14 protein-coding genes are annotated in these 16,418 nt (G+C 49.1%); 7 read left to right on the top strand and 7 right to left on the bottom strand.

Translation table 11 applies throughout. The features are described 5' to 3' along the window. Window positions 1–93 precede the first annotated feature (93 nt). Window positions 94–699 (top strand): hypothetical protein, encoded by a 606-nt coding sequence (locus tag H6F88_RS03800; RefSeq protein ID WP_199333427.1) that lies wholly within the window; start codon window positions 94–96, stop codon window positions 697–699. Window positions 700–705: 6 nt separating this feature from the next. Here H6F88_RS03800 and H6F88_RS03795 read toward each other — a convergent pair whose 3' ends face one another. After that, entirely contained in the window at window positions 706–3,138 is a 2,433-nt protein-coding gene (locus H6F88_RS03795; RefSeq protein ID WP_190641395.1) for a GH116 family glycosyl hydrolase, read from the bottom strand. Window positions 3,139–3,257: 119 nt separating this feature from the next. Beyond that, window positions 3,258–3,515, bottom strand: a complete 258-nt coding sequence (locus H6F88_RS03790) for a TIGR02450 family Trp-rich protein (protein ID WP_190641394.1) — start codon at window positions 3,513–3,515, stop codon at window positions 3,258–3,260. Between the two features lie 101 nt (window positions 3,516–3,616). Here H6F88_RS03790 and H6F88_RS03785 point away from each other — a divergent pair, with 101 nt between their 5' ends. Together H6F88_RS03785 and rpoD are read left to right on the top strand one after the other, a co-directional pair. After that, entirely contained in the window at window positions 3,617–4,174 is a 558-nt protein-coding gene (locus H6F88_RS03785) for a hypothetical protein (RefSeq protein WP_190641393.1), read from the top strand. Window positions 4,175–4,745: 571 nt separating this feature from the next. Then, window positions 4,746–5,867 carry an RNA polymerase sigma factor RpoD gene (gene rpoD / locus H6F88_RS03780; RefSeq protein ID WP_190641392.1) on the top strand — a complete coding sequence of 374 codons (1,122 nt, stop codon included), beginning with the start codon at window positions 4,746–4,748 and terminating at the stop codon, window positions 5,865–5,867. A gap of 140 nt (window positions 5,868–6,007) precedes the next feature. On the opposite strand, the gene H6F88_RS03775 is transcribed toward rpoD, so the two are convergent. Both H6F88_RS03775 and H6F88_RS03770 read right to left on the bottom strand, forming a co-directional pair. After that, window positions 6,008–6,160, bottom strand: a complete 153-nt coding sequence (locus H6F88_RS03775) for a chlorophyll a/b-binding protein (RefSeq protein WP_190641391.1) — start codon at window positions 6,158–6,160, stop codon at window positions 6,008–6,010. A gap of 207 nt (window positions 6,161–6,367) precedes the next feature. Next, the gene (locus H6F88_RS03770; protein ID WP_347277657.1) at window positions 6,368–7,690 is read right to left on the bottom strand and encodes an ABC transporter ATP-binding protein; all 1,323 of its coding nucleotides are present in this window, start codon (window positions 7,688–7,690) and stop codon (window positions 6,368–6,370) included. A 509-nt stretch (window positions 7,691–8,199) separates the two neighbouring features. Here H6F88_RS03770 and H6F88_RS03765 point away from each other — a divergent pair. Then, window positions 8,200–8,394: a hypothetical protein gene (locus H6F88_RS03765; protein ID WP_206756421.1), complete on the top strand. Its 195-nt coding sequence runs from the start codon at window positions 8,200–8,202 to the stop codon at window positions 8,392–8,394. A gap of 52 nt (window positions 8,395–8,446) precedes the next feature. On the opposite strand, the gene gyrA is transcribed toward H6F88_RS03765, so the two are convergent. Continuing rightward, window positions 8,447–10,981 (bottom strand): DNA gyrase subunit A, encoded by a 2,535-nt coding sequence (gyrA, locus tag H6F88_RS03760; protein WP_190641389.1) that lies wholly within the window; start codon window positions 10,979–10,981, stop codon window positions 8,447–8,449. 245 nt (window positions 10,982–11,226) lie between these two features. Here gyrA and H6F88_RS03755 point away from each other — a divergent pair, with 245 nt between their 5' ends. Then, window positions 11,227–11,625 (top strand): response regulator, encoded by a 399-nt coding sequence (locus H6F88_RS03755; protein WP_190641388.1) that lies wholly within the window; start codon window positions 11,227–11,229, stop codon window positions 11,623–11,625. A gap of 194 nt (window positions 11,626–11,819) precedes the next feature. Further along, window positions 11,820–12,929 carry a glycoside hydrolase family 10 protein gene (locus tag H6F88_RS03750; protein WP_347277661.1) on the top strand — a complete coding sequence of 370 codons (1,110 nt, stop codon included), beginning with the start codon at window positions 11,820–11,822 and terminating at the stop codon, window positions 12,927–12,929. 112 nt (window positions 12,930–13,041) lie between these two features. Here H6F88_RS03750 and H6F88_RS03745 read toward each other — a convergent pair whose 3' ends face one another. Beyond that, window positions 13,042–13,989 (bottom strand): tetratricopeptide repeat protein, encoded by a 948-nt coding sequence (locus tag H6F88_RS03745; RefSeq protein WP_190641386.1) that lies wholly within the window; start codon window positions 13,987–13,989, stop codon window positions 13,042–13,044. 107 nt (window positions 13,990–14,096) lie between these two features. After that, complete coding sequence (gene queG / locus H6F88_RS03740; RefSeq protein ID WP_190641385.1) at window positions 14,097–15,092, bottom strand: tRNA epoxyqueuosine(34) reductase QueG; 996 nt, start codon at window positions 15,090–15,092, stop codon at window positions 14,097–14,099. 346 nt (window positions 15,093–15,438) lie between these two features. On the opposite strand from queG, the gene H6F88_RS03735 reads away from it, so the two are divergent. Continuing rightward, the gene (locus H6F88_RS03735; protein WP_190641384.1) at window positions 15,439–15,852 is read left to right on the top strand and encodes a ketosteroid isomerase family protein; all 414 of its coding nucleotides are present in this window, start codon (window positions 15,439–15,441) and stop codon (window positions 15,850–15,852) included. Window positions 15,853–16,418: the final 566 nt, after the last annotated feature.

Genomic DNA, 16,418 nt, shown 5'->3' with positions numbered 1-16,418 from the left:
GCTTCCCTCGACTCCACTCGAATATCTTCACAGAATCGAGACATCTTTAGCTGGGTGTCAGACAAGATATGAAGATATACTGTCATTCAAGAATTGGTTAATCTTGTTGCTGAAATGCTCTATTTGGCTCAGGTGCAGGAAAAAGACGCTGTCGGCAAGACGAAACTGCAACTGCTTGCATACCAAAAAGCCGAACATGCCTGGGCAATTTTCTCTGAAGAAGATAATACTGTCTATGCAGAGGGATGTGATCTGGGTAAAGGGGCACTTTTACTAGTTCAGCTGAATGATTTGCGACAAGTTGAAAACATCCAGGATGCAGCAGACTGGCTGACTGAAATCATTCAGCAATATCTAGCAACGGGTGTAACCCCAGAAATTTTGCAGCAGGAAGTACAGCGGGCCGAACAGTGGCGACAATCACTCACGCTACAGAGCCAGGAGCTTGGGCGACGTGCTCTAGAAATGGAAGCTCGGCGTGACCAGATTCAAGAGCTAGAAGAAAACCTGAAGCGAGAAAAAAAGCAGCTTGAGCTTGAAAAAAAGCAAATTCAAGACCTGTTAGAACTAAAAGCTCAGCGTGACCAAATTCTAGAGCTTGAAGAAACTTTGAAGCAAGAAAAAAACCAACTTGAGCTTGAAAAAAAGCAGCTTGAGCTGAAAGCCGCTCAGCTCAAGACCAATACTTCAGCAAACTAAGCCTAACTAAAAGCGGCGCAAAACTCCATAAATCAGCCAGATAGCCATTGCTCGGAGATAATGGCTAGCCCGAAAAGTGCCAGCAGAGGTGATCGCTTCTGGTGTGCGAAACTGTAGCCCGTTTTCATAAACTTGCCGGACTACAGCTTCGGTAATTTGCAACGCCTCATCTTTCATATCCATCTGTACCAGGAAGGCAGCCAAGCCAAAATTGATGCCTGTCCAAACTTCTAGCGGATGAGTGTCCTTGGGATTAACGGGAGAACCATCTGGTCTGACTCCATTCGCTGCGCCAAATTTGCCATCGTGAAATTTGAGGAAGCAAGCCTCGTAAACTGCTTCTAAAGCAGACCGCACACAATCGGTAGGCACAACGTCAGGCAGTTTTAGCAGGCGGGCATAAAACTGTCCGCAAAGCTGATCTGCCATCACGACATCAGAACCACTGCCACTATCGAGACGGTAGTACTGTCCGTTCCAGAGCTTCTCCTGATAGAGGGGGCGGGATTGGGTAAGCCAAGTCTGGTAGGTGGAAATTAGGGATTGGGAGTTGGGGGCTAGGGATTGGGGATTGGCTGGATCTGATTGCTGCAAGAGTTGACCAATGGCGATCGCTGCCTCTAGTGCCGCAATCCACAGTCCGCCACAGTAAGCGCTAACTCCCTGTAACCGCCAGTCATCAAAGGTTTGGTCGGGCGCACCAGAGTTCTCGGGAATGCCATCGTTATCCAGGTCAAAGGTTTTAAGATAGGCGAGCGCCCGCTCAATTGCGGGCCAGCACTCTATCAAAAATTCATAATCCGTACTACCCGTTAAAACAAAATTTCGGTAAACCTGCAAAACGAAGTCACAGCCCAAATCCTTCCACAGGTTGCAGTCTTGATAGCTAGTGTAGTTAGTCTTTTCCCAAGGATGTTCGTTGGGTGCGCCCAAGTCATGGGGCGTAGCGTTTTCAGCTTTGCGAACGGCGATCGGACTTTCTGCCCCATTCGTGTAGTAGTAGCCAATCACACGCGGCGTATCGTCTGCTGCCGGAATAGCTCTCGCAAAAGCTCTCAGCACCGATTTGTCTAGCTCCGGCCAGAGCATCATTAGCGCAAAAGAACCGTAGAGCCTCACATCCAGGCTTTCATACCAACGGTAGTCAAGACATTCCAACACCGCAAACTGACCTACTGGATCGCGATCGCTTGCTGCACTCCAGAGCGTCCCGCCGCTAGCCAAGTCATAAAGCTCATTAAACAGCGCCATCTTGAACCAGTCGGGCAAATCCTGGTCATCCAAAATCGGCTGCTGCCAAGTCTGAATTTGCTGCTGCCAAGTGGGGTATAAGTCGAGAGCAGTCTGAGCGATCGCCCAGGCAGTCTTGCCGCTAGTTCCAAAGAAGTCTGTGTAGCGACGAAAATAATTAATCCCAGTGGCAAACTCCGTTACCGGAAAATCCCAACTCAACACAAACGGAATTTTTCGGTTTTCACCCGGAGCCAGAGTAAAACGAACGGCGATCGCCACGCCAACCTGCTCACCATCAGCAGCCGGAGTTGGATCATCTACACTTTGCAGCGAACCATCCTTAGAGAATGACTGCCAGAGTTCTGCTCCATCTCCAGCCGGGTTCCAGCGAGTATTGTAAAAGGTTTCTGCATTAGGGTTTGTTAGGGTAGCAATCGCCCACTGTCCATCACCTTCTTGAGGTGTTTCCTGGCGATCGGACTGATCCATCAAGCAGCCTGCAAAGTGGCGATCGCTTTTCCACTGGTTAAAATTGCCGTTGCTCTCACCTAAACGCGGCTGATATTGATAAACTGGGCTACCGTCATCCCGCACCTGCACCTTGGGCGACTTGAGCATATTTGTAAACCAACCCGCCATGTTTTGCCAGGTCAGCATAATGCTCAGCGTTAGCGGTCGGTCAGTTGGATTGTGTGCCGTCCACTCAAAAATGGCGATCGGATAGCTCGTCTCCTGATAATTCTTCGCCCAAACTGGCGAAAACTGCTCACAAGTCAGCGTCGCCTGAAACACATTCTGATAAACAAACCAACTTCGTGGATAGAGCGCATGATACTCCCCTGTCGTGCTAGTTTCCGCCCGATCGGGATACCACTGCCACGCGCTCAAACTTCCATCGTCAGGCAATTGAGTACAGAGCGCATAAGCCTCAGCAGCCCGCTCCTCTGCTTGTTCAAACACACTGAATTGGCAAGCGGGCATCGATTGAAACACATGCTCTCCGCCATCAATGTGCCAGAGATTAAAATCTCCTCGGGAAGAACGACCAATACAGCCAGCCCCAAACCCACCCAAAGGCATTCCGTGCCAGGGACCATCGTCCAAATTACTCTCATAGCGAACCCTATAGGGCGATTTCCACCCCTGACCAATCGGACGCTTCCAGGAACAACCAGGAATTTCAGCAGGCAAATGCAAATTTTTCATCCCAAAATTCTACCGCCCAACCTTCCCTTCCTCTTCAGCATTGCTTAACAATTGAGTGACTTTGAACGCAAAGCTGAAAGTTTACATTCAAAATCATCCCAAGAATAAGCAAGCCTTGCTCATCCTTCATCTCTTATCTCTTCCTCTCCCCTCTCCTGCAACGATTGCCATCCCGCCAACCACAACTCCCTATCCTTAAGCTGTTTTGCATTCAGCCAAAAGCGAACCGATGGGTCACAGGCTGCAACCATCTCAGCAAACACCCAACGTCCCTCATTTTTACGATTAACCACCTGAAAGTGCCGCCAACCCCAAGTCGTTTGTTGGGCTGTCCATCTAGAACCTACAAGGTAAGGAAATTTCTGTTTCTTAAGCATCTATCTACTTAGTGTGATGTCCCCCTCAGTGACAATGCCATATTTAGAGAACGCAGGAGAGCAAGCGTCAACAGCAGACATTGACTCAAAAATTTCAAAATATGGTCATTCTAGAACCAATTAAGTCTAAAAACTATTCCGTTCCTCGACCAGGGGGAGTATGGCTACTGGGTGTTCTGCTTTCAATGACAGGTATTGTACTGATGGGTGTGGGTGGCTTCACAACCTTAACCTGTCACCGTCAAGCTTCGCTTATGGCAGACACGACTTCCGACGGAGTCTGTAAGCTAACAACCTATAGACCTCTCGCCTCTACCACTCAAGAAATAGCGCTAACCGATTTACACGAAGCAAAGCTGGCACAACTACACCGCCATCATTACCACGTTGGCTATCAAGTTGTTTTGCTTACCCATGCAGGCGAAATTCCTTTGACCAGCTCTTCCCCAACACAACGAGACTGGAAAACTGAGGTAACGGAAGATATCAACCGATTTCTCCAAACTCCTGAGCGGGTAAAGTTGCAGCTACAGCTTGAGAACCAATCCTGGGCAGGCACCTTTGGCTTTTCACTAGCTGTAATTGGGACGGGAGCCGGACTTTTTGCTAAGCAGCTTAAAGCGCTTCAACCCAGTACAGGTACGACTCAGCAGAAATAAGCTTAAGTTGAGACATTTTTGTAGACTATTGTCCTTTTTTTGCCGAGATTCATTAGAATGGCTGAATCTGGTTAGGCTATTTATCACAACAAACTCCGCCTAAAACCTCGTTAACCTTGTAAGTATCGTTTAATTTTTAGGACACCACCCTGGCTGGACTATTATGAAACGCTGACTTTTCTAGAAAGGGCGATACCAATTAGCACCTTTCGCAACAAGAATTCAGATCAAGGCGTGCAAATTTTGTGAGAAAAGCTACAATCGGAGACATCTTTGCGAAACTCGCAGGGCAAATTACATCTTGGTGCCTCTACCCGATGCTGAATGTCTTGGGAGAAGTATGCCTTGTTGATTACTGTGTGCTAAATCCAAAGCACTGGTTCTCTTGCTGATTGGTATAGGCGAGAACGAAATCTCCGCCTACACTAAATTAAAAATCTGAATAGCAAGAGTCCAAACTATCGTCTAAGAAAATTCATGAACATTCCTCCATCAAAAGAGGCAGTTCATGTTATCCTTCTGTTTTTTACAAGCCTTTGACTTTTGACCTAAGGAGCATGAGGAGCGCGGCATGACCCAGGCTAACGACGTACTCGAAACCATTGACCAGCCCGAAAGCGAGCTAGAGCTTTTGATTGAGGACGGAGATGATCGAGACGAAATCTTTGATGCTCAGCCTGATGAAGAGGATGGAAAGGTCACTAAAGGAAAGACCAACCGTCGTCGGGCACAAGCAAAAAAGAAACACTACACTGAGGATTCGATCCGGCTCTATTTACAGGAAATCGGTCGAATTCGACTCCTGAGAGCAGACGAAGAAATTGAACTTGCTCGTAAGATTGCAGATTTACTTGAGCTTGAAAGAATTCGTGAGCAGCTTGTCCAGGATCTGGAGCGTGAGCCTTTCGACAAAGAATGGGCTAGCGCGGTTGATATGCCTCTCCCTGCTTTTCGGCATCGCCTGCATGTAGGTCGTCGGGCAAAGGACAAGATGGTTCAGTCAAACCTTCGATTGGTGGTTTCGATCGCCAAAAAGTACATGAACCGGGGTCTTTCCTTCCAGGACTTAATTCAGGAAGGCAGCTTAGGTTTGATTCGGGCGGCTGAAAAGTTCGACCATGAAAAGGGTTACAAGTTTTCCACCTATGCAACTTGGTGGATTCGTCAGGCAATTACACGGGCGATCGCTGATCAATCTCGTACCATTCGTCTTCCCGTCCACCTCTACGAAACCATTTCTCGAATTAAGAAAACTACAAAATTGCTTTCTCAAGAAATGGGACGGAAACCTACCGAGGAAGAAATTGCAACTCGGATGGAAATGACGATTGAGAAACTGCGCTTTATTGCTAAGTCGGCTCAATTGCCCATCTCCCTAGAAACTCCGATCGGTAAGGAAGAAGATTCTCGCCTGGGCGACTTTATCGAGTCTGATGGTGAAACCCCTGAAGATCAAGTTTCTAAGAACTTGCTGCGGGAAGACCTGGAAAGCGTTTTGGGCACCCTGAGCCCGCGTGAGCGTGATGTGTTGCGCCTACGTTATGGTCTAGACGACGGACGGATGAAGACCCTGGAAGAAATCGGTCAAATCTTCAACGTCACCCGTGAGCGGATTCGTCAGATTGAAGCAAAAGCGCTTCGGAAGTTACGTCATCCAAACCGCAACAGCGTTTTGAAGGAATATATCCGTTAAGAACTTGTCTGGAAGTAGGGAGATGTACCTCCCTATTTGACGTTCCAAGGAATAAAAAAGTGCCCCCACGAATGTAGGGGCACTTTTCTTGTAGCTTTGCAATTACCTGACTTGCAGTGCAAGCAGCGCCTGGATAGACACTACATCAGTCCCCAAAAATGAAGCACACCTTGACCAGAGACATATTCAAGGATGACAGCAGAAGCGAAGCCGATCATCGCTAGACGACCGTTCCAAGTTTCGGCTCCACGAGTGAAGCCCCAGTTCCATGCGTTGCGGTTATCGTTCTGCATAACTTGAACTCCAATTTGCAATAGTTCGCCGACCTTTGTTAACTAATGTAACCACCAGCTTTGTAAGTCGCAACAATCTACCGGGCAGCTTCATGCATATTTCGTCTACAAGTGCTTTAGATGAAAAGGCGCTTTGGTGCAGTGTATGCAAGATCGGAGAGTGCAAGATCGGAGAGTGCAAAATCGGAGAACTGAATCGGGAGTAGCCTAATGGTGAGTGATCGCCTCTCCCGTCCGGGCGTCAAATAAGTGGATTTTGTCGGTGGCGATCGCTAGCCATAGTTCTTCTCCCAACCTGACCCTTCGGTCTGGCTCGACTCGCGCTCTTAAAACGGTTGGCTCAGATGGAGTAGCAGATTCGATTAAATTTAAGACCAGTTGAGTCTCATTACCCAGCGCTTCAAGCCGCTCTACTCGAACGGGAATGTTTTTGGGAGCGGCAACGCTAAGGCTCAGGTGTTCGGGACGGATGCCAAGTGTGAGCGATCGCCCATCATATTGACTCAGTGCAGTTTCCCAGCTTTGAGGGAGAGTTAGCCGAAACTGCGGATGGGTTATCAGGAGCGGTGCCTTGACCTGAACGGGCAAAAAATTCATCTGCGGTGAACCGATGAACTCTGCCACAAACCGATTGGCAGGTCGGTTGTAGAGTTCTAGCGGCGCAGCAATTTGCTGAATTTGCCCGGCGTTCATCACGGCAATGCGATCGCCCATCGTCATGGCTTCAACCTGGTCGTGGGTGACGTAAATGGTTGTGGTACCCAGCTTGCGCTGAAGGTTGACGATTTGGGCACGGGTTTCGGTACGGAGCTTGGCATCCAGGTTAGACAACGGCTCGTCCATCAAAAACACTTGAGGGTTTCGTGCCATTGCCCGTCCCAAAGCAACCCGCTGTTTTTGTCCGCCTGAAAGCTGTTTTGGCAGGCGATCGAGCAGCGGTTCAATTTGCAAGATTTGGGCAACGGTGCGAATTCGTCGATCAATTTCCCGCTCCTGCTGCGACCAGTAGCGCAATTGTTTTGGCAGGGGACGGGTAAGCGTGGTCAAAAAAGTTTCTGTCCAGGCAAAGCGATTGGTTTGAGCTTCGGCATTTAGAGTTTGAGATGAAGCAGAGTTGTGCACTGCCTTCGTGCGGCGTAGCCCAAATGCCAAGTTGTCGTAAACCGTCATGTGGGGATAGAGCGCATAGTTTTGGAACACCATGGCGATGTCGCGTTGCTTGGGCGGCAGGTCATTGACCTGGTGATCGCCTACCCAGATATTGCCACCCGTTACTTGCTCCAATCCGGCAATCAGTCTCAGTAGAGTACTTTTGCCACAACCGGATGGTCCCACCAACACCATAAATTCGCCATCCTTGACCTCCAGGTTGATGCGTCGTAAGACATTCACCATTGAAGCGGTCGTTGGCGTTTCAGCCAGTGCTTCTTCGACAGGCGGCACGAGAGCGCCTGCCGCCACAAAGCTAGTTTGTCTGCTTTGATGCCGGAGAAAACTTTTGTAGACGTTCTCTAGAACAACCTGCGCCACAGTGAACCCACGCTTAGTGTTTAGTGTTTCAGCTTATTTTCCCCTATTGCTTCAAAAAATAGCCTTGCTGTCTGAAAAGTAGTAGCGGCATCTATCTGAATAACCTGACAAAACCTCTCTTTAGGGGGGTCAACCCTTATACACATGGCCGGACGAGTTCACCTGAATGAGTGCTTACACTGAGAGGTGATTCAGCTATTGTGAGGGTGCAACTTGATAAGGCCGGTTACGGAAAGCGTTACGAAGCGGCTGAATCTAATTTAGTTGAGTTAGTCTCACAGTTCTGGCAGGTAAAAATTGAGTCTAACGCCAGCCAAGACTTGAGCAAACCGACCACTAGTTTCATTCAAAATGCGATCGAATTCATTACGTGCTTCTACATTTTTTGCTGATCAGACGGAAATTGAGGCGGAGATTCTAAAGAATCATTCTCATTCGGCTGTTTGAGTAAAAAGCTACCGATCAGGGTGTCACTTTGGTGTTTAACATTCGCTTTTTAGGAGTGACCCATGCTTCTCATGGAAAAGAAACTGCTTACCGGCGCAAGAGCAGAGGACGAAGGTTCTGGTTTGTGTCTGGTGATTCAGCTTGGAGATGGAATTAGAGTGCAGTATGCCGTTGAGAATAAGCAAGAGGCGGTTGCCCTCTACACTTACTATTCTCAAATGCACCCGCACCTAAGCCACCAAATTTCCCAGAAGTAATGATTTCGAGCGATCGCAGCTTTAACTAGAATTTCTCATCTAGAGCTTTTCACTAAGACTCTTCGGAGTCCATGCCATCGCTTTGCTCATCAGTTCTGGACGACACAATCGTTGCGGTCACGACTTTTTCACGCTTGTTGGACTTAAAGAGGCGATCGCCCCCGCCATCTTTGCCCTGTACCGCAACCTTTGCTAAAGGCAACAGCACCAATCGATCTGCGTCTGTTAGCAGCGTTGCATCTGTTCCCGGTAGCGCAGGGGTAATTCCGACTAACGTATCGGTCTTAGTGGCAAACTGGATTGCCTGAAGTCCCAAATCTCCACAGTTAGCGAGCCGCAAGGCGCTAACAGGCATTCGTTTTCCATAGCCGTTAGCCGAAACCAGGAAGACTTCATCCTTGACTTGGAGTGCTACACAGCCAACCAACCTTTCCTGCTTGCCTAATCGAATTGCGGCTGAGCCTTGTGCAGTACGGCTTTGAACTGGGATCTGCTGATCACTCACTTCAAATCGCAGCATTCGACCACCTGACGTTGCCAGAACAAGATGTTCTCCGGCTTCGACGGGAATGACGTACAGTAGCTCGTCGCCCTCTTTGAGTTTGAGAGCAGTCAGTCCACGTCCAGTCAGGTTAGCAAACTCCGATAGAGGCAGGCGTTTGATTCTGCCTTGACGGGTCAGCATGATCAGGTCGTGATTGGCGATCGCATCAGACACAATAAACTGATCAATGATGGTTTCTGGATCACCATGCGCTGCCGATGGCAAAAGCGTAATCAGTGGCGTTCCCTTGGAGTTTCTAGGCGTTTGGGGAATGTCGCCCACTAGAGTGGTATAAGCTTTACCGCTGCGAGTCAGGATCAGTAGTTCTTGCTTGGTCGTTGCAGTCTGTACCTTAACGGTAAAATCTCCCTCGATTAGCGTTGCGCCATTCTGAGTTTCCTGAGACTGCTGTCGCTTATAGGCTCTTGGAGTCAAGCGACGGACATAGCCTCGGTGGGTAAATTCTAAAACGACTTCTTGCTCAGTCTCGACTTCTGCAACTGTCGTTTCTGCCAGACGCTTTGATTCTTTAGCTCGTTCTGCTTCGGTTTGAATGCGGGTACGGCGTTGGTCAGTGTACTTGCGCTTGAGAGTACGCAGGTCTTTTTTTAGCGCCTTGAGTAACTCTCGCCGATTGTTGAGCAGTTCGCGTAGCTCTTGCATTCGCTGAGTCAGTTGGTCAAAATTGTCTTGCAGTTTTTGCCGCTCTAGCCCGGTGAGACGGCGTAGAGGCATGGCAAGAATTGCGTCAGCTTGGCGATCGCTAAACTCAAATCGCTCTTGAAGCGTCAGCTTAGCTGTACTGCCGTCCGGCGCGTTCCGCAAAATTTCAATGACTGCATCCAGATTCTCCAGAGCAGTTAGCGAACCTTCCAGTAAGTGAACTTCGCTTTCAGCTTTTTGCAACTCATAGGTGTACTGACGAGTGAGCGTTTCTTCCCGAAAAGTGAGGAAGTGCTGCAGCAAGTCGCGCAGGGTCATCTGGCGAGGCTGCCCGTCCGTCAGAGCCAGCAAAATTACGCCAAAGTTGCTCTGGAGCGGCGTGAGTTTGTAGAGTTTGTCAAGAATTCGCTGTGCTTGTGCTTCACGCTTGAGCTCAATTACGACGCGCATTCCGTCGCGATCGCTCTCATCTCGAATGTCGGCGATTCCCTCGATTCTGCCCTGGTTAACTAACTCAGCAATTTTCTCAATCCAGGCAGCTTTATTCACCTGGTAGGGTAGCTCCGTGATGATGATCGCATTCCGGCGGTGCCGCCCTCGACCCACCTGCACATCTTCAAACTGAGCAATTCCTCGAATGGGAATGCTGCCTCGTCCGGTCAGGTAGGCTTCTCGAATGCCTTCAGTACCGACAATTTCCCCACCCGTGGGAAAGTCTGGTCCGGGAATCAGCGAGAGCAACTGTTCGTCCGATAAATCGGGGCGATCGATCAGCGCAATTAAACCATCAATCACCTCTCCCAAGTTATGAGGCGGAATGTTGGTCGCCATGCCTACTGCGATACCAGAGGAGCCATTCAGTAGCAGGAAAGGCAATTGGGCTGGCAGGACAATGGGCTCTTGTTGAGAGTTGTCGAAGTTGCCAATAAAGTTAACGGTTGCTTCCCCAATCTCCGTCAGCAGCGCTTCGTTGCCAATGGAGGCAAGCCGCGTTTCGGTGTAGCGCATTGCGGCTGGCGGGTCGTTGTCTACCGAGCCAAAGTTGCCGTGACCTGCCAGCAGCGGATAGCGACTAGAGAAATCCTGCACCATTCGCACCAGGGCATCGTAAACAGCCTGGTCGCCGTGCGGGTGATATTTACCCAACACGTCTCCAACGACGCGGGCACATTTGCGGTAGGGGCGATCGGGGGTCAAACCCAATTCGTGCATAGCGTAGAGAATGCGCCGATGTACGGGTTTAAGCCCATCTCGCACGTCGGGCAGGGCACGACCTACGATTACACTCATGGCGTATTCTAAGTACGACCGCTGCACCTCCGTATGCAGTGCGGTTGCAATTACTTGTCCTGAGGGGAGCATGTCAAGCTGCTTAGCCATGAGTTCTTTTCCTTCTGAAATTCCGAATCACTTGTCCTGTAACTGTCCTACAAGCTCAGTAAGCTAATTTAGGCGATCGCAAACAATAGGTCTGTGTAAATATCTTGCAAAGATAGAGATTAAGGTATAAAGGGTTGGCTAGTTTCACTAACTTGGCTGAGCGGTTTAAGGTAAATTTCGCAGTAGTATCAAACCGTAGGGCTTGAACATGCTTCATCCTGAGATTAACTAAAAAGGAAAGCGCCATGAAAACTGTTTTAATTGTGGAGGATGACTTGATCAATGCTCGTGTTTTCTCCAAGATTTTGACCAAACGCGGTGGATTAGCGGTTAAGCATACAGAGAACGTGGATGAAGTCATGGAAATTGCCCACGCTAGGGGAGCAGATATTATTCTGATGGATGTTTCTCTGTCTCGCAGTGTTTACCAGGGTAAACCTGTAGATGGTATTAAAATCACCCAGATGTTGAAGGCTGATCCTCAAACCGCTAGCTTACCAATCATTCTGGTCACTGCTCACGCAATGGAGGGCGATCGCGAAAACTTTTTAAAGCAGAGCGGTGCTGATGACTACATCTCCAAACCCGTAGTAGATCATCAGAAATTTGTTGATCAGATCGTGGCATTGCTACCTAACGAGTAAGTACCCTTGTACTATTTTGCCAAGATTTTGGCAACTTATTGAGAAAACTTTAGGAAACTCTAGAGCGATCGCGTGAGTCAGCTTGAGTAATACAACAAACTTGAGACAGATTTAAGAGTGAGGATGACAACTTGAACGGGTATCGCCGGCTGTGGCTGACAGTTCTTTTAGGGGTGGGACTGGCAGTGGCGCTGATTGGACATTCTTTGCCCCCGGCTAGCGCTCAATCTACCCTTCCGTTCACCTCTCCCACAACAGAACTGCGCGGAGTCTGGCTAACCAACATTGACAGCGATGTTTTGTTCTCCAGAGAAAACCTGGGGCGAGCAATTCAGCGATTGAAGCGGCTGAACTTTAATACGATCTATCCCACCGTTTGGAATTGGGGCTACACACTTTACCCCAGTCGGGTGGCAGAACGAGTCGTGGGGCGATCGATTGATCCGCATCCAGGACTTGCTAGAAGAGACATGTTGGCTGAAGCCGTCATTCGGGGTCATCGGCGTGGAATGACCGTGATTCCCTGGATTGAGTTTGGGCTGATGGCACCCGCAGACTCCGATTTGGTTAGCCGTCATCCTGATTGGGTGACAAATCGGCTAGATGGCAGTCAAATCATCTACGAAGGAACTCACCCGCGAGTTTGGCTCAACCCGACTCACCCAGAAGTGCGGCAAATGCTGCTGGATCTGGTTAACGAAATTGTCACCAACTACGATGTAGACGGGATTCAGTTTGATGATCACTTTGGTATGCCCGTGGAGCTAGGGTATGACCCCTACACCGTGCGGCTTTACCAGCAGGAACATGGGGGCAGTTTGCCGCCTAATGATCCTCATGATTTAGAGTGGGTCAGATGGCGAGCAGATAAGATTACTAGCTTGATGACCGAGGTTTTCCGCACGGTCAAAGCGCAAAAGCCACGCGCTATCGTTTCTTTGTCGCCTAACCCCTGGGAATTTGCCTACGAAACATACTTGCAGGATTGGTTCACTTGGGAGCGGCGAGGGCTGATCGAAGAGCTAATCGTTCAGGTCTATCGAGATGATTTTGAGCGGTTTACGAGTGAGCTACAGCGTCCAGAAATTCAGCTTGCCAAATCTCACATTCCTGTTGGTATTGGCGTTTTGACTGGGTTGAGAAATCGTCCGGTCAGCATGGAGCAAATTCAAACTCAGGTACAGGCTGTCCGAGAGCATCAGTTTGCCGGCGTTTCGTTCTTTTTCTATGAAACGCTGGGCGATCGCGATGCTGACTTCCGTTCACTATTTCGCCAGCCTGTAACTCGTCCGAGAGTGGGCTAGTGTTCTCTTACAAAGAGAGGGCGTGGGCTAAGCCCACGCCCTCTCTTTGTACAAATAGCTCTTAAGAAAGGGCATCCCGCAGCGCGGGATGCCCTTTCTTATAGGAATAGTATTACTGGGGAGGAGTAGACTGGTTGGGCACTGTACCGTCGGGTACAGGAATAGCTCCACCTGGCACAATTTCGACGGTCGTTGCACTAGTGCCGCTGAGTTGAGCTAAAGTCGCCTGAAGTTGAGGCAGTCGCAGGAGGGCTTGAGTATCGTTGAGCAAGCGATCGCCCCAAAGCTGTTCTCGCAAAAATTCTACATCGGCGTATCGATCATCTTGGCGGAGAGCGGTTTCTGCTTGCTGAACGGCCGCTTCTACATTGCCCTGACCGTAAGTCACGACGGCGATCGCAAATTGAGGCTCTGGCTGGTTTGCATCAACTTCTAAGGCTGCCTGCCATTTTTCTAACGCCCCTTCAACATCGCCCATCTCATACAGAACCAAGCCAATGTTATTTGTAGCAGGCCAAAAAGCCTCGTCTAGCTCTACTGCTCTTTCGTATTGGGCGATCGCCTGGTCAAACTGATTTAGCTTGTAGTAGGCATTGCCCAGGTCAAACAGCGCACCTGGCACTTCCGCGTCAAGCGCCAACCCCGACCGCAGGTATTCCACCGAGCGGTTGTAGTCTTCTAGTTGAAAGTAAGCTGAGCCAAGCGCAAACAAAATTGCTGCATTCTCTGGGTCCAGCCGCCGCGCCCGCTGCAAAGCCGAAATACCCTTGTTTAGATCTAGCGTTTCGGGAGTCAGGTAGAGACTTCCCAACAATGACCAGATCTGAGCATTTTCGGGAGCCAATTGAGTGGCAAGCTGCGCTCTGGACAACGCTGGTTCATACTGCTGAAACTGTGCAAGCTGTGCTGCTTCTTGAGCCAAGCTCAAGCCCTGCTGCTCAAGCTGCTCAACCTCTAAAGGCACAATGTGGGGAACTAAAGCCTGTCCATATACTGGTCGAGCAGCGCCCCACAGACCAGCTAGAACCAGGAAGGAAAGCAAAGAAATACGCTTAAGCACAATTTGACTAGAATTACGAGGGTTTTCAGCTAGCTTAAATCATCTACCTGCGATCGGGGAAGAAAATTCATAGATGGGAGACTAGTGAAAGCGCACAAAAATCAACTTCAATAGTCTCCCAAACTTGCTCTTGCATTCCGCCTCAACATTGCAGGCTTGATGCGACGGAGGGCAGACGCGGGGAAACGCTGATCCCATTCCTCGTCAGAAAGTTCAGCCAGTTCTATCAGTTTTGGAGATACATTCTGGGGATATGGCTGGAATTCAGTTACATCTGTAGGTTGGGCAAAGCGCTGATTCCAGGGGCAAACGTCTTGGCAGATGTCACAACCTGCAACCCAGCCCTGGAGTTGAGGCGCGATCGCCTCTGGCAATTCTTCAGCACGGTTTTCGATAGTGTGATAGGCAATGCAGCGGTTGGCATCGACGACAAAAGGTTGGGCGATCGCTCCCGTAGGACAAGCCTCAATACATCGAGTGCAGGTGCCACAGTGCTGAGTGTGAGGGCGATCGCTTTCTAATTCCAGATTAGTCAACACTTCTCCCAAAAACACCCAGGAGCCATACTCCCGCGTGATCACATTGCTATTTTTGGCAATCCAGCCGATTCCGGCTCTTTCTGCCCAGACCTTGTCTTGAACGGGACCTGTGTCGGCGTAAGGTCGAGCCTGAACCCCTTCAGCTTGAGCCTCTAGCCAGATGGCCAGCGCCTTCAACTTTTTGTGCATCACCTTGTGATAGTCTCGTCCCCAACCATAGCGAGAAATTTTGGCATATTCCTCACCGTCCGGGCGGACGTGAGGAGTGTAATAGTTCAGCGCCACGCAGATGACCGACTTTGCGGTGGGCATAACCCGATGAATGTCTTGCCGTTTGGGATTTTTCATCCAGTCCATCTCTGCCTGGTAGCCTTGCGCTAACCAGCGGTCTAAAGCCTCATTACTTGCAGCATCTAGAGGCTTTGTCGTTGGACTGTCGGTGGTTTGTGCTAGCACTACAGCAGCAATTCCTACCTTATGAAAGCCTAAATCCAGAGCTGTTTGCTTGATGGAAGCGCAGTCCACAGCCGGGGGAGCGACAGGAGTAGGGCTGTTTAAATCCATAATTCTTCTAGACGCGTCTGATCTGTAACGTTGCAAGCAAATGTTTCATAACGAGTAGCTTCAGGTTATGCCCTTGGCTAAACGCTAATAGCCACTTCTATGGGATTCTCAGCGCTAATACTAAGCTAGCGTTTGTCACTCCGTTGGTTGATTAGGGTTCGATTTAACTGCGATCGCATCAACACCAAAATGCGGTTAAGAGTCGTGAGATTAGCAAGATCTCTTAGCAAGATCTCTCGGATGGAGCAAGCGATCGCCTATTCCGTCTGATATTTTTGCCTTAATGCTCAGCACCAAGATGCTGTATATAAAGCCCTAACTGGAAAAACTTTGAGGAGCCTTGGCAATGACTGTTAAGCCTGAGACAATCTCACCCACTGAACAAACTATTTCAGGTATCTCAGAACCAGTCATTTATCACTATTTTGAGACTCTAAATTCAACAGACTTTCAGGCAACGGCTGCTTTATTTGCCATAGATGGGGTGATGCATCCTCCGTTTGATGAAGACCAGGTCGGAGGAGAGGCGATCGCCAATTATCTACAAGCAGAAGCAAAAGGAATGAAGTTTCATCCGCGTCAGGGCATCTTCGAGACCCTGGAGGACGGAACTCACTACAAAATCACGGGCAAAGTACAAACCCCTGTGTTTAGCGTGAATGTTAACTGGCTATTTGTGCTGAACGCTCAGTCAGAAATTCTCTCAGTCAAAATCAAGCTGCTAGCATCGCCCCAAGAGCTATTGGGCATGAAGCAATAGAGGCAACAATAGCAATACCTGATTTTTAGAGACTGCGATCCTTAAAGGGTCGCAATCTTTTTCCGGATTGAGCGGAAATAGGTTTGGGAATACTAGTGACTTACCTTGACTCACCTGACGCTAGCAGCACAATCATTGCAATGTTTTGCCAGCACTGATTTATCTGTTGAAGTGACGAGACTCTAGCATTCGGTTTCCCAACTCCGTTTCATGCTGTATATTCAGCTACGACATGAATCGATTGCTAGCTACGGGTTAAGTTCACTCTAACGATGAAAACTGCGCTTTCAGACTAGTTTGTCAAAGAGCAGTGCGTCAGATAGATTGTCAGAACACCAATTCATTAAAACTTTTGCAATCGAAAATCGTAACTCTAAAATCCCAAACTCTAAAATCCCAAATAGTTCAGAATCTGATTGCGAAATTGCTAAGGTAGAGCGATCGCCCAACTCAAGCCCCTCACCAACGCCCCTACAAACCGTTCCTCAGCTACTCCTACACATTAGCGGAGGCGATCCCCCAACAACGACAATTAGCAACCGTTAAATAACCTATTAAGACACCGA

It is taken from the genome of Oculatella sp. FACHB-28 (assembly GCF_014696015.1).
Taxonomy (GTDB): domain Bacteria; phylum Cyanobacteriota; class Cyanobacteriia; order Elainellales; family Elainellaceae; genus JAAUTN01.
Note: the sequence above shows the minus strand (reverse complement) of the source record. Positions and strands in the feature narration are given on the sequence as shown.